Below are 13,716 nucleotides of genomic sequence, written 5' to 3' on the forward strand. Positions count from 1 at the left end.
AAAGAGAGTATCATTCCCGCCAGCACCGACCAGAGAGTCGCTGCCTATACCTCCATCAAGAAAATCATTGCCAGCACTACCACTGAGGGTATCATTCCCATCATTGCCAAAGAGGTTATCGTTGTTGTCTGTTCCATTGAGGGTGTTGTCATTGACATCTCCAAGGTACAAACCAATAGCATCAACGGCGATCGCACCCGTGAGATCCGCTCCTACAAAAGTGGCGTTTGTGAAGTCGCCTTTAGACAGATCGGCATTTCTCAGGTTGGCATTGGTAAAATTCGCACCAATAGCAGTTCCGTTGAAGAAGAGACCTTCGGCATGAGCTTGAGTAAAGTTAGCTCCACTCAAGTCGGTGTCGTCAAATTTGGCCCCACTGAGATTTGTAACTGTAATACTGCCATTAGTCGCGACAAAGGGACTAAAATCAGCACCCTTTAAAACAGCATCATCTGCAAGAAAGTTGCTTAAATTAGCGCCACGAAATCTGACATTACCCGGTTGGCTGGGATCGAGTGGAGCATCACTGAGAGAGACATTACTGAGATTAGCTAGGTCAAAAATAGAGTTTTGCAGGGTAATATCCGTAAGTTTTGCTAGTCGGAAGTCAGCACCTGTGGCATTGACATTTATGAAAAGAGTTGCTTCAAAGTTCGTCTCTTCGAGCGTGGCATTGACTAGTGTGGCACCCGTTAAGTCAGCGGCTTTGAGATTCGCTTTGTCTAGATTGGCTCCTGTAAAATTCGCCCCTCTAAGGTTGGGTCGTTCAGATTGTTCGCCACTGAGATTGGCTTCTTGCAAGTTAGCATTAGTTAGATCGGCATTTGACAGGTTAATGAATTTGGTGGTAATCAACGACAAATTAGCTTGTCTCAGGTTGGCTCCACTGAGATTAACATTCTCCAATTTTGCTTTGAAGAATGTCGCTGGTTGCGGAAAGTTATTGTTAGGGGCAAAAATGGCATGAGATGCATCCACGTTGAGCAGCTCCGCTTCTTCAAAGTTAGTACCTCTGAGCTGTGTTCTCACAAATTGAACGCCGTTCAACTTGGCTTTGAAAAACGTCGAGCCATTCAGGTTTTGGTTGCTAAAGTGATTTCCTACCAGAGTTTGTTCGCTATAGTTGAAAGCTGGCATATGCAATCCCTCTAAAAAATGTAAAAGTTCCCTAATTTGTCAAAAAACTGTAGGTGCAATCTGAAGCGAAAATGAGTCGCGCTTCTTACAGAAACTTGATTTGCGAATTTTGATAACAGTTACCTTAAGTGACTGCTTTCACTAAACTGTTAAGAGACGCGATCGCGTGAAATAAGACTTGTCGTCTTCGCTTTATCAGCCCAAGTCAGTACTTTGTTGCTCTCTTCTTGCTGCTGTATCCATTGCAGGTGCTGCGGTAACAATTGCGACAAGTCATAGTGCTCTAGAATTGTTTGCCGTGCTCGTTCGCGAATAGCTGCCATTTTTTCTGGATGCTGGAGTGCTTCTTCGATGCGAGCGCAGATTTCACGAGCTGAAAAAAAGTCAACTAACAAACCATTGACACCATCTCGGATGACCTCGGTGACGGGTGCAGTGTTGGAAGCTACTAGCAAGCAACCTGCTGATAAGACTTCTAGCATTGACCAAGACAAGACAAAGGGACGAGTGAGATAAACGTGTACAGAGGATGCTTGCAGAACTTGCAAGTATTCTGAATAAGGCAACCAACCTGTAAAATGAACTCTGTTGAGGTCGAGGTCATATTTTTCCAACATCGCCTGTTTGTATGTTTTGCCTTCTGGCAATGATTTCCCGTAGGCGACCCGGTTTTCTCCCACAATGACCACGTGACACTGGGGTCGCCGCTCCTGAAGTAAAGCCACCGCCTCCATAAACTGCGGAAAACCACGATACGGTTCCATACCCCTGGCGACATAAGTCACCAGTTCTTCTGCGTGGGACAGGTCTAAATTGATGCGCGGTAATACTAATTTTGCTCCTGGCTTGGGGCAAAAGAAATTTGTATCAATCCCATCATGACATACAGTAACTTTACTGTGATATTCTTTGGGAAATTGTTGCTTTTGCCAATTGGTAGGAGAAAGACCGCGATCGCAACTGTATAAATCCATTAAGATCGGCGCATTTTTCAGCCGAATGCGTGCTTCATCGTCAGCATTCAGGGGTTCATTGGGGTCAAAATCGGCATCGGTGCCATGAGCGTGGTAAAACCATTCAAAATAACAAAGTAATTGCGCTTTTGGGAAAATATCTTTAATTAACAGAGTTGGACCCCAACCGGAATGACCGTAGACAACATCCGGAACAAACCCACGAGAAGAAAGTTGTTCCGCCATGCGATAAACAGCCTGACCTTGAAGCACAGCATTTTCTAACGGTCTGACGTAGTGATGGGTTTCAGGTCGCGCTTCTCGTTTTGAGGTATAGATGACCTTATGAACACCAGGGATACTACCCTCACGACGGGTGGTGCCAAAAACCACTTGGTGTCGTTTGTCTTGAGCTAAAGCCGCAGCCACGTGACGAAACTGGGCTGGAAAATTGGGGTGCAGGAATAAAATTCGCATGATTGGTTGAGTGAAATGAACTCGGAAATATAAAGTTCAGAATTCCGAATTCTTTTTGTGATTTTAATCCCACTGTCCCTTTGGTAAGAGACAGCAGGAGAGACTAAGATGAAGACAGTGAATTTGTTCAGGGTAACTCAAGAGGCGTGTGGCTCAGAGCTATCTAAGTTCACCCGCCTGGTTGCCCATTTCCTAAGCGATAAAATCTGCTGCAGTAAAGTTTTCGGAAGATACGTTAATGACGTTCGCTAAAACTTCGCCAGTTTCAGTAATTGATATCCGAGTACTCGCTTGACCATTAATAATGACATCGGTTAAAGTAAGGTCTTCAAACGGTACATCGACCTCAAAGAAATCTACGCCAACCTCAAAGTCATTGATTCTGTCACCTGCTGGACGAGGTTCGCCAGGCTCAAAATCAACAGATGATAAGACAAAGAAGTCACTGCCCGCTCCACCAGTCAAGTTGTCAGTGACTCCGTCTGCTTCACCGCCAGTGAGGGTGTCATTGCCAGATTCGCCTATAACCCTGTCGGCACCAGCACCGCCATCAAGGAAGTCATCACCAGCACCACCGTTAACGACGTCATCGCCACCAAGCGTATCCTCTCCATCACCGTAAAGAGTGTCATTGCCACCTCCACCTAAAACTCTGTCAGCGCCATCTCCACCCTCAAGGTAATCACTTTCAGCGCCACCCTGGAGAGTGTCATTGCCACCCTCTCCATACAAGGTGTTAGTGCCAGCCTCACCGTTGAGACTGTCGTCACCACCTCCACCGTAGAGAGTATCGCTACCACCTCCGCCTAAGAGGACGTCATTACCACCTTCAATCAATCCTTCTGTGTCATCGCCGTAAAGCAAGTCATCAGAGCTGCTACCAATCACCGTGTCTGCATCGTCACCACCAAGTACAGTATCTTCAAAACCACCAAAGAGATAGTCATTGCCCGCACCCCCATCTAATAAATCTTTGTCATCACTAAGAGCTTGTCCGCCATTGAGGGTGTCATTGCCTTCTTCACCATACAGTTCGTCCTCGCCTGCACCCCCAAGTAAGCTGTCAGCACCATCTCCACCAAACAGAACGTCTTTATCTAGCCCACCATTGAGGATATCATTACCAGCCTCACCATACAGTTCATCTTCACCATCATCCCCAAATAATCTATCAGCACCAGCTCCACCAAACAGAGTGTCTTTATCGAGTCCACCTTGAAGGAGGTCATTACCGCCTAAGCCAATTAAAAGGTCTTCACCAGCCTGACCGCGCAGCGTGTCGGCTTGATTACTACCTTGAAGGGTATCTGATTCCAGTGTTCCGTTTCTAACTACCATAAATTTATCCTTTCAAAAAGAATTAAGAATTGTGTTGTGTCACTTGAACGGACTTAATGCACGGTATCAAGTCCTGTTAGTTTGTTTTTGCAACTCTCACCACTCCCCTCTTTCAAACTTGATATCGGGTGCCAAAGGCATGGTGAGAAGTTGCACGATCGATCGCTCCACAATTGAGAGTCTACAGACTGTCTGTTTGCGATACTTATACCAAGTTGGATTCCAACATAGTCTTTCATTACTACCTATCAGCAATCAGCTGATAGCTGATGGTTGACTACTACTTGGTATTAGATGACAACAATATCATTTCTCGCGATCGCCGGATTGTTAGACAGTCCGACTAGCTCTATTTGTGAAGCGCTACCTGTACCATCGACATCAAAGTACAGGATACCTATGCTTCTGTCGTAAATAAACCTATCTAAGGCATCACTTGCTAGTGAACCCAAGTGAAATCGATTTGCTGTGAGTACGCCTGGCTGTAGCCCACCACCAAACTCATCAGCCGACACATAGATAGTGTCATTAACGACAGAAAAATCTGTAATGTTATCAAATCCTTCATCGGGGTTATTGAAGAGAAAGCTGTCAGTACCCGCACCGCCAATCAGCGTGTCGTTACCAACGCCACCAATGAGGGTATCATTGCCGTCTCCGCCATTGAGAATGTCATTTCCGCCATTGAGTGGATCATCGCCACCCTCACCATAGAGGACGTCGTTACCTGCTCCACCATTGAGAGTATCACTGCCTATGTCACCCTTGAGGAAGTCTGTATCATTCCCACCATTCAGAGTGTCATCTCCCACGCCACCATCAAGGGTATCAGCATTTTCTCCACCCTCAATCAAGTCACTGCTATCTCCACCTAGGAGGGAGTCAAAACCATTTCCGCCTAAAATGGTGTCATTTCCATCCCAACCATCAATAGTGTCATTACCGTCTCCGCCACTCAGGGAATCATTGCCAGACTCACCTTCGATATTGCCTGCTTCGTCAAATATAACCCCACCAAGAAAATCATCTCCAGCAGAGCCTAAAAGAGTGTCTTCACCCTCCTGACCAAAGAGCGTGTCATTCTGATTACCGCCATTGAGGAAGTCATTCCCATTTTCACCATTCAGGAAATCGTTGCCATTTCCGCCATTGAGAAAGTCATCAGCATCATCGCCATAAAGAAAGTCTGTACCATCGCCACCGTCAAGAGAGTCAGTTCCATCGTTACCCAACAGGGTATCAGAACCCGCTCCACCCAAGAGAGTATCATCGCCATCGTCACCATCGGCGAAGTCATTCCCTCCTAGAGCACGAATCAAATCGTTTGCGTCGATACCGAAGAGGGTGTCATTCCCCCCAGTACCAGTAATAGTACTCATAGCCATCTCCTTTTCTTGATTATTTAACTTGCCAAAACCCTGGTATTCCAAAGGAAATAGGCTATGGTTTTCATTTTTCCAGACCAAACTCTTGCATTCTTCTTGACAGGAGACGATACACGTTTGCGTCAGCATTCCGCAGAAAACAAGTTATAAAACCTGTCCACAGAGTATGCGTGGCATTGTAAAAATATCTCTGTTGAATAAAAAAGAGTAGATCGAAAAAAATCAAAAGCTAGAACACCAATTCAGTGATAGTCACTCGGTAGATTGCTGGCGGTAGATGACAGGCTTGAGAGTGCCGAAACGGTAAGCTTTTCACCGTCAATCGGAATTACTGAATCGATGTTTTAGTATTCAGGATACACAATATTCCACGAATTGCTCTACAAGGTAGAACCAGAATAGTATTTCTTGTTCCTCCACGAACAAACAAAGGAAGCAGTGCAATACGGGACTCCTCCAGTTTAAATAACTGTTTCGTCGCGACTTAATTTAACATTCACTCGCACACAATTTATGCAAATTCCAGACTCGAAAATTGCTGAATTCTCCTCGTTCATTGAGTTGTTAACTTACAAAAAAGTATTGGGGCTTAGAAAATTTCTTTTGGATAGAGAAGCACAAAGGATATCGCAACAGGGATTTCTTTTACTTCTCACCAAAATTTAATAAGAACACTTTTTTCTTACAAATCAATGCTAACTTATTTAATTCTCAATCAGATGCACCCAATACAATCTGTACAACCAATAAGCATTAGATTATGTTTTGTGTTCTTTATTTTTTTTGTTTTGATCTCGTTCTTTTTATATCACAACGAATCTAAGCTCGTCAATGAGTTATACCAAAATTAGTAGAACAGCATTTTGTCCTAATTCTGTTTGATATAAGTGATAAAAATATGATTAGTTGGATGTTATCTATTGGCTTGCCTACACAATCGTCAGAATCTACTGCAAATACCTGCTCAACGGTATCTACTTTTATGTCAGCATTTAACAATAATCCAGCAAGAGATATTACGCACCATGCATCACAGCAAAATTAATTTCTAAAGTGCAAAAAGTGAATTAATTTTGTCAATATTGTTGCAACAGAAAAATCAAGTAGGAAAAGTTGGATAAAATATAACATTTCAAACGTACTACAATGTTTAGAAGATTTCCAACCAAGCTCCAATGCTTCTTTTTACAATGCTATACATCAGATGGAGAATAGGTAGGAGTTTTTCTCCCACTAATTATAAGTATGGACTGGCGGCATTTTAATAATAAGAGTAGCGCCTGCGTTTTCAGCTTTTTGTACTGCTACGGTAAGTGTTGTCCATACATTTCCTTGAAAGTTTCGCTCTACCTACGTATATTTCTAACGAAGCAAAAAATTAGAACGCTTGGTTGTTGGCAAACATTATTTTCGTTCCTTTCATACCAATCGTACACCTACCTTTGGTACAAATGTTAGACCGCGACGGACAGGTAGTAAAGGTTGCTTTTCAGCAAGAGTGAATGAGTTATGTGATAATATAGCAGCCAGTACTAATTTTATTTCAAACATGGCAAACGCCATGCCAAGACAGTGCCGATTTCCTCTACCAAAAGGGAAATATTCATAGGGATAAAACTGCCGTTCTAAAAATATTTCTGGCTTAAATTGCTTTGGTTAGAGGTTAGTAGGGGCGCAGATCCTTGCGTCTGTGCAGTGGTTATACCAATTCTATATCAATACGTTTAGGGTAGTAAACCCAATCGCTCTCTCAATTCACTGATTTGTTCTCCCCAGTGTTCTTCAAAACGAAATCCTAAGAGAAATTCTGCTTTTTTGCCAAGTTCAAAGCCTTTGTTTACATTATCAGAGATGTCTTGGCGTTGTTGAGGAGCTAAGAGAGGATAAAGCAATTTTGCAAACCACAGACTAATTTTTAAAGATTTGCTATAATTTTGAGCAGAGGCAAAAGCATATATGCCTATTTCTCCTGCATAACTAGTGTCAAAGCCCAGCAAGAGATGAAAAATATCGTGAGTAACAACATACCTCAGAGCAAAGACATTGCGTTTGGCAACCTCCTCTAGTTCAGAACTAACATTAAACGGCTTCAAATTATTTGCCTGCATATAATCTGCATATTCTCGTCCAAAAGTTCCTTTGGGATATTTGCTCAATTCTTCCAAGTTAATATAAGAGTGGTACCCCACAACTTGTTGCAATTTAGATACTACTATCGGGTCGGCTTTTGCACCTAATAAATCTGCTTTTAAAATAGCAAAATCACCAAGATTATCAGATTTTCTATAAGCTTCAAGCGCTTTAATTTTTTGAAGTTTAGCAAACATATTTTATCCGCGTTCATCTACTACAGGCTGCGATTAAATATTACTCTAAATCACGAACAATCGCCGCTCACAGGTGGAATACCATAGGGAGTGGGGAGTAGGGAATGGTTCTCTTGTCCCCAACCTAGGATTTTTATTTGCGCCGATTTACAAATCACGAGAGTTTGTAGCAGGTTGAAGAGCTAAAGGAAATTCCAACCCTGTAGCTGCAGCAATTTCTTGTGGTGGTGCAACTCGTGTTGAGCTTTTCAAGTATTGCCCATCATTAATAGGGCTGACAACTTTCATTTTATGGGTAGTGCTGTAGTAGCGGTGAGATTGCTGAATTTGATGCCTATCTTGTATGCTCTCGTTGGCAATCTTTTTCCGCAATTTGATGATGGCATCAATCACAGCCTCTGGTCTAGGAGGACATCCCGGTATGTAAACATCAACTGGAATTAACTTATCTACGCCTCGAACAGCAGAAGGAGAATCGGTACAGAACATACCACCAGTGATTGTGCATGCTCCCATGGCGATGACATATTTTGGTTCTGGCATTTGTTCGTAAAGCCGCACCAAGTTTGGCGCATACTTCATGGTAATTGTACCTGCGGTAATCAGCAAATCTGCTTGTCGGGGAGTTGCACGGGGAATCATGCCAAATCTTTCCATATCAAATCGGGAAGCATAAGCAGCCATAAATTCCATAAAGCAGCAGGCTGTCCCAAACATCAAGGGATATAAACTAGACATCTTTGCCCAGTTGTACAGGTCGTCTACAGTGGTGAGAATAAGATTTTCAGAAAGTTGTTGCGTTATTTGTGGATGCTCAATAGGATTAATGACAGAGTTAGTCATGGGTAAGTCCCCCAAAAAATTTGAATAAGTTCTTGAAAAATGCGTTTAATGCATATTTTGGTATAAAAGTCAACTATGACACCAAACGCTACTCACGAAAACAACCTTTCTAAAAGAAGCTCTCGATCGCAACTTCTTTTGGCTTGTTGATAACTACATCAGCAATAACTACAGTTTCCGATAACGTCTCGACTTGCACTAGTAAAGATAAAGGTTTTAAGACGCTAACTTAACAACTAGTCCCTTTCCGCCAGAAGATTAGGGACTTCCAAATAAAAAAATATCCAACTTTCTCTTGTGGTGCGGGATTGACGCCCGCCACTGATATAGAACGGGCGAGGACGCCCGTCCCACAATCACCGGATAATTTATTTCTTGGACATCCCTTACCTATTAAAAAACCGCTCCTGAGCCAAGGACGCCAAGAAAAAGAAAGAACAGGAGCGGTCATCTTACACCGGGAAGGGAGTAGTGCAGTGCGGCTGCGGATCGAATGTCTGTTTCCCGCAGATGAGACGACTAAAAGAAACTGGAAGAAAGACATAATCAAGTACCGATGATACACAGGACTACACCCATTCACGTAGGTCAACAACTTCGGGGTACTGAGGCAAAGTATCAGCAATCTCAAACCACGGAACTTTTGATTTCACGTACAAATGAACTACAGGTTTTGTTTCAGGATCGTCATCCAGTGTTGCTAGAGGAATCCGCACGTAATTTATTTCAGCAAAGACGCTGGGCATATTGGAGCCACAAATCTGGCAGAAATTCCGCACATTTCCTTCTGATGATCGATACCCGATCAGTGATTCTTCTCCTTGAATCCACTGAAATGCTTCTGCTTTGGCATGACCGAAAGTACCGAAGGCAGCCCCATGAACTTTTCGACAAGTCGAACAGTGACAATAGTTAGCAATTAGAAACTTGTCTTTTAGTTCGTATTGGATATTACCACAAGCGCAGCTTCCTTTCATGCGATCGCTCCTTATTCTACTAAAACTACTAGTCGCCATAACTACCAACTTAATTTATGACTGACTATATAGTCAATAAAAATTTCAAACTTGATATCATAGCAATCCTATTTGATTTGTGAGAAAATTCGTAGGAATATTGTACAAACTCAATGTCAAATTTAATTCAGCCTTAGAGATTAGAAATCGCGGCTATACAGACAAAAGGGTTGCTAAGCAGGTTATTCTAGTAAAGCCCACGTAGGTGAATTTTGTTTATCTAGTCGCGAACTTTACTGGTTAAAGGGGTCGTGAATTTCTTATGAGTGATTTAGGATTGCTATAATCGTAAGTTGTATAAAATCTGAAAAAATTCAACATACTGCTTTATAGCTTTTAAAATAGAAGGTTGATCGAGCCTCCTCCGCTATGGAAAAGCACAAGCAAAAACGCAGGCGTGGTGTGATCCTCAGCCTTGCAGGATTGAATAAGCTACAAGAAGCCAGGTATCAGGCGGAATTCCAGGACAATGACGGCGCAAGGTTCACCCTGGAGGAACTAAGCTATCGGACTCAGTTAGCTCCTTTTACAGTTTCTAAGGTGCTAGCACGGGAAGAAGGAGTTGATAAGCAAACTCTTGAGTATTTTTTTAGAGCTTTTAGCTTGGAGTTAGCTACAAGTGACTATCAAAGAGTGGGGAGTGGTAGAGACGAGCCATGGCGCGTCTGTACAGGAGTCGGGAGTGGTGAAGAAATTCCCCCTACTCCCCACTCCCCATTCCCCACTCCCCACTTTGATTGGGGAGAAGCTGTTGATGTTTCGATATTTTTTGGGCGCACAGAGGAACTGACTCAGTTAGAACATTGGATTTTGAATGACCGTTGTCGGCTCATTGTTCTGCTGGGAATGGGAGGAATTGGCAAATCTTCCCTATCGGTAAAACTAGCAACTCAAATTCAAACACAATTTGAGTTTGTGGTTTGGCGCAGTCTTCGTAACAGTCCGTCTCTTTTAGATTTATTGACAAGTTTGCTGAAGTTGTTTGCAAACGGTCAAGCAATAAACTTATCTCCAAATTGTAGCGATGTCTCGCAAGAAGATGCTACGCGTGTACGCATTGCACAACTTATGGAACACTTGCGATCGCATCGCTGCTTAATCGTATTAGATAATGTAGAATCCATATTAGCCAGTCAGGAGAACTCCGGACATTATCAACCGGGCTATGAAAACTATAAAGAACTTCTCAAGCAAGTAGGAGAAACATCTCACCAAAGCTGTGTTGTGCTGACCAGTCGAGAAAAGCCTCAAGAAATTACAATTTTAGAAGGTGAAACTTTACCCGTTCGATCTTTACATTTACCAGGCTTAAGTACTGGTGCAGCGCTAGAGTTAGTGAGAACCAAAAGCTTTTTCTGTGGATCGGATGTAGAGTGGCAAAACTTAATACAGCATTACGCAGGGAATCCTCTGGCGCTGAAAATTATTGCTACCACAATTCAGGAATTGTTTGACGGTGATATTAAAGAGTTTCAGACTCAAGGAGCTACAGTATTTGGTAGTATTTATGACTTATTAGAACAGCAATTTCACCGTGTTTCGTTACTAGAGAAAGATTTAATGTACTGGTTAGCCATTAATCGGGAACCAGTGACAATAGCAGAGTTGCGTGAAGATTTAGTCCTACCTATATCTTCCATGAAACTTCTGGAAGCATTGGATTCTCTTAGCAGGCGAAATTTAATTGAAAAAAAATCAGCCCCACAAACTTCCGTACAATTTACTCTCCAACCTGTGGTGATGGAGTATGTCACAAGAAATATAGTTCAACAGGTATGTATTGAAATTCAGAAGTGGGGAAAAGGAGACAAAGGAGAATTTTCCTCAGCACCTACTCTCTTGTTCCAAAGCCATGCTTTAATGAAAGCAACTTCCAAAGATAACATTAGGATTGCTCAAACTAAGTTGATTCTCCAGCCTGTTGTTGAGCAATTACTGTTAAACTTACGCACCAAGTCAGCAATTGAAAATCTGCTGTCTCACGTTTTGTACGAACTACGAAACACATCAATTCAAAATTCAAAATTCAAAATCCAAAATCTGGTTCCTCTCCCCACTCCTTCACTCCCTCACTCCCTCACTCCCCCACTTCCCTCACTAGAGCCAGGATATGCAGGTGGTAATATTCTTAACTTACTGTGTCACATACAAACTGACTTGACTGGTCATAATTTCTCTTATCTTACAATTTGGCAAGCATATCTCCAAGAAACTTCTTTAAAACGAGTTAACTTTGCTCTTAGCGATTTATCTAAGTCTGTCTTTGCCAAAACTTTCTCTAGCACTGTATCTGCGGTGTTTAGTCCTGATGGCAAAATCCTTGCGACATCTCATACAGAAGGTCAAATTTGCTTGTGGAACGCTGTCACTGGTCAGCAGATCGTGCGCTTTCAAGGGCATACTGGTTCTGCTTGGTGTGTTGCTTTTAGCCTAGATGGTAGCATACTTGCTAGTAGTTCGCAAAACGACAGCATTAAATTATGGGAGACTACAACTGGACAATGTTTAAGAACTCTGCAAGGTCATGCAGGAGGAGCTTTTGTCATTGTTTTTTCTTCTTGTGGTAGTTTACTCATTAGCGGAGGTGCAGACTCTGATATTCGAGTTTGGAATCTTAGCACTGGAGAATGTACTCAAATTTTACAGGGACATGAGAGCGCAATCTTTTCTCTGGCATTGAGTCCGGATGGCAACATTCTTGCTAGTGGTGGTGATGATAAAACCATCAAACTCTGGGAATTCACGACGGGTATCTGTATCAAAAACTTGCCAGGTCATACTGAGTGCATTCGCTCTGTGACATTCAGCCCTTCAGGAATGCTTGCAAGTGGAGCTTTAGATCCAATTATTAGGCTTTGGGATGTGGATAAGGGCTTATGTATTGGAACTTTAGAAGGACACAGCAATGGAGTTCCTAAAGTAATTTTTTTGGATAACGGAAATGCTCTTGCCAGCTCTAGTATAGACACAACAATCCGAATTTGGGATGTTTCTAGTAAGCGATGCATTAAAACTTTGCAAGGACATAACAATTCTGTTTATGCGATCGCAATCAACCCCCAAGAAACTCTGCTTGCTAGTGGTGGTGACGACTTTTCCGTAAGGCTATGGGATATTACTAGTGGAGAATGTATCCGAATATTCCAAGGAATGCATAATTGGGTAGCTGACTTAGCTTTTGCTCCTATAGGTTCCGAAGGAGAAACAGAACAAGAAAAAACCATTGTGAGTGGTGGTTACGATCGCATTATCAGACTGTGGAATTTGGATGGTGAATACCGTCGTTTTACCGGACACACTGATTTTTTATTTTCGGTAGTCTTTAGTCCTGATGGACGTACCATAGCAAGCAGTAGTGCTGACCAAACAATTCGATTGTGGGATGTTTCGACAGGACAGTGCTTAAAAGTTTTGAAAGGACATACAGGTACAGTCACAAGAGCCATCTTTAGTCCTGATGGTCATCTCCTAGCAAGTAGTAGCTATGACCGCACCATTAAACTATGGGATGTAGCAACGGGTCAACCCGTGCAAACTCTACCAGCAGGCGTGACATTATCGCTTTCCTTTAGCCCAGATGGCAAAAAACTCGCAGCAGGTGGTTTTGACGAAGCTGCAAGAGTTTGGGATTTAGAAACATGGCAGTGCAATCAAATAATTAAAGGACACAGCAGTTGGGTTTGGTGGGTTGCTATCAGCCCTAAAGGAAATATCCTTGCCACTGGTAGCGCTGATGGTACTGTGGGATTGTGGGATATAACAACAGGTCAATGCCTTCATCTATTGCACGCCCACGCTCATTGGGTATGGACAATAGCTTTCAATCCTGAGGGCAATATTCTTGCCACTGGTAGCAGCGATGGTACTATCAAACTCTGGGATGTAGCGACAGGTTGTTGCATGGTAACCTTAACCGACCATGATTTCTGGATTATGTCTGTTGCTTTCAGTCCTGAAGGGAAGTTTTTCGCGAGTGGAGATGGCGATGCTCATCTGAAAATCTGGGATATGGAGACAAAACAGTGCATTAAGACTTTGAGAATTGAACGTCTTTATGAAGCCACAAACATTTACGGAGTTACGGGTTTAACAGAAGCACAAAAATCAAACTTGCTTGCTCTTGGAGCAGTTGAGGAAAGGTAGAGTTTAAATGCACCTTAAGCAGTTAGGGACTTCCAAATAAAAAATCCCAACCAATGATGAATTAGTTGGGACATTAATTAGCAGAGACGAAACGTGA

Annotated in this window: 9 protein-coding genes and 1 pseudogene; 2 read left to right on the plus strand and 8 right to left on the minus strand. The window is 42.7% G+C overall.

The features are described from left to right. The 7 genes and pseudogenes from WA1_RS25420 to nuoB all read right to left on the minus strand — a co-directional run. Positions 1 to 1,137, minus strand: a 1,137-nt coding sequence (locus WA1_RS25420) for a pentapeptide repeat-containing protein (RefSeq protein WP_066613018.1), incomplete at its 3' end; no start/stop codon positions are given. 149 nt (positions 1,138 to 1,286) lie between these two features. After that, positions 1,287 to 2,567 carry a glycosyltransferase family 4 protein gene (locus WA1_RS25425; protein WP_066613019.1) on the minus strand — a complete coding sequence of 427 codons (1,281 nt, stop codon included), beginning with the start codon at positions 2,565 to 2,567 and terminating at the stop codon, positions 1,287 to 1,289. A gap of 192 nt (positions 2,568 to 2,759) precedes the next feature. Continuing rightward, positions 2,760 to 3,905, minus strand: coding sequence for a calcium-binding protein (locus tag WA1_RS25430; protein ID WP_026134294.1), 1,146 nt, complete (start codon positions 3,903 to 3,905; stop codon positions 2,760 to 2,762). 290 nt (positions 3,906 to 4,195) lie between these two features. Beyond that, a complete protein-coding gene (locus WA1_RS25435) occupies positions 4,196 to 5,284 on the minus strand; it encodes a calcium-binding protein (RefSeq protein ID WP_033334383.1) in 1,089 nt (362 codons plus the stop codon). Positions 5,285 to 6,709: 1,425 nt separating this feature from the next. Next, positions 6,710 to 6,946 (minus strand): annotated as a pseudogene (locus WA1_RS53225) (cytochrome P450); the annotation flags it as partial. 68 nt (positions 6,947 to 7,014) lie between these two features. Beyond that, positions 7,015 to 7,617, minus strand: coding sequence for a Coq4 family protein (locus tag WA1_RS25440; protein WP_017739701.1), 603 nt, complete (start codon positions 7,615 to 7,617; stop codon positions 7,015 to 7,017). Between the two features lie 147 nt (positions 7,618 to 7,764). Beyond that, entirely contained in the window at positions 7,765 to 8,460 is a 696-nt protein-coding gene (gene nuoB / locus WA1_RS25445) for an NADH-quinone oxidoreductase subunit NuoB (RefSeq protein ID WP_017739700.1), read from the minus strand. A 308-nt stretch (positions 8,461 to 8,768) separates the two neighbouring features. Between nuoB and WA1_RS55365 the strand changes: the two genes are divergently transcribed. Beyond that, on the plus strand, positions 8,769 to 9,020 hold the full coding sequence (locus WA1_RS55365; RefSeq protein WP_148662766.1) for a hypothetical protein: 252 nt from the start codon (positions 8,769 to 8,771) through the stop codon (positions 9,018 to 9,020). A 9-nt stretch (positions 9,021 to 9,029) separates the two neighbouring features. Here WA1_RS55365 and WA1_RS25450 read toward each other — a convergent pair whose 3' ends face one another. Further along, on the minus strand, positions 9,030 to 9,437 hold the full coding sequence (locus WA1_RS25450) for a GFA family protein (RefSeq protein ID WP_017739699.1): 408 nt from the start codon (positions 9,435 to 9,437) through the stop codon (positions 9,030 to 9,032). Positions 9,438 to 9,845: 408 nt separating this feature from the next. Here WA1_RS25450 and WA1_RS25455 point away from each other — a divergent pair, with 408 nt between their 5' ends. Then, positions 9,846 to 13,619, plus strand: coding sequence for a WD40 repeat domain-containing protein (locus WA1_RS25455; protein WP_017739698.1), 3,774 nt, complete (start codon positions 9,846 to 9,848; stop codon positions 13,617 to 13,619). The last annotated feature ends 97 nt before the right edge of the window (positions 13,620 to 13,716 follow it).

Source organism: Scytonema hofmannii PCC 7110, from assembly GCF_000346485.2.
Taxonomy (GTDB): Bacteria; Cyanobacteriota; Cyanobacteriia; order Cyanobacteriales; family Nostocaceae; genus Scytonema; species Scytonema hofmannii.

Bases quoted from the DNA above. Each gene is read 5' to 3' on its own strand.
- WA1_RS25440 (WP_017739701.1), bottom strand. From the start codon at position 7,617: ATGTTTGCTAAACTTCAAAAAATTAAAGCGCTTGAAGCTTATAGAAAA.
- WA1_RS25425 (WP_066613019.1), bottom strand. From the start codon at position 2,567: ATGCGAATTTTATTCCTGCACCCCAATTTTCCAGCCCAGTTTCGTCAC.
- WA1_RS25435 (WP_033334383.1), bottom strand. From the start codon at position 5,284: ATGAGTACTATTACTGGTACTGGGGGGAATGACACCCTCTTCGGTATC.
- WA1_RS25430 (WP_026134294.1), bottom strand. From the start codon at position 3,905: ATGGTAGTTAGAAACGGAACACTGGAATCAGATACCCTTCAAGGTAGT.
- WA1_RS25455 (WP_017739698.1), top strand. From the start codon at position 9,846: ATGGAAAAGCACAAGCAAAAACGCAGGCGTGGTGTGATCCTCAGCCTT.
- WA1_RS25450 (WP_017739699.1), bottom strand. From the start codon at position 9,437: ATGAAAGGAAGCTGCGCTTGTGGTAATATCCAATACGAACTAAAAGAC.
- nuoB (WP_017739700.1), bottom strand. From the start codon at position 8,460: ATGACTAACTCTGTCATTAATCCTATTGAGCATCCACAAATAACGCAA.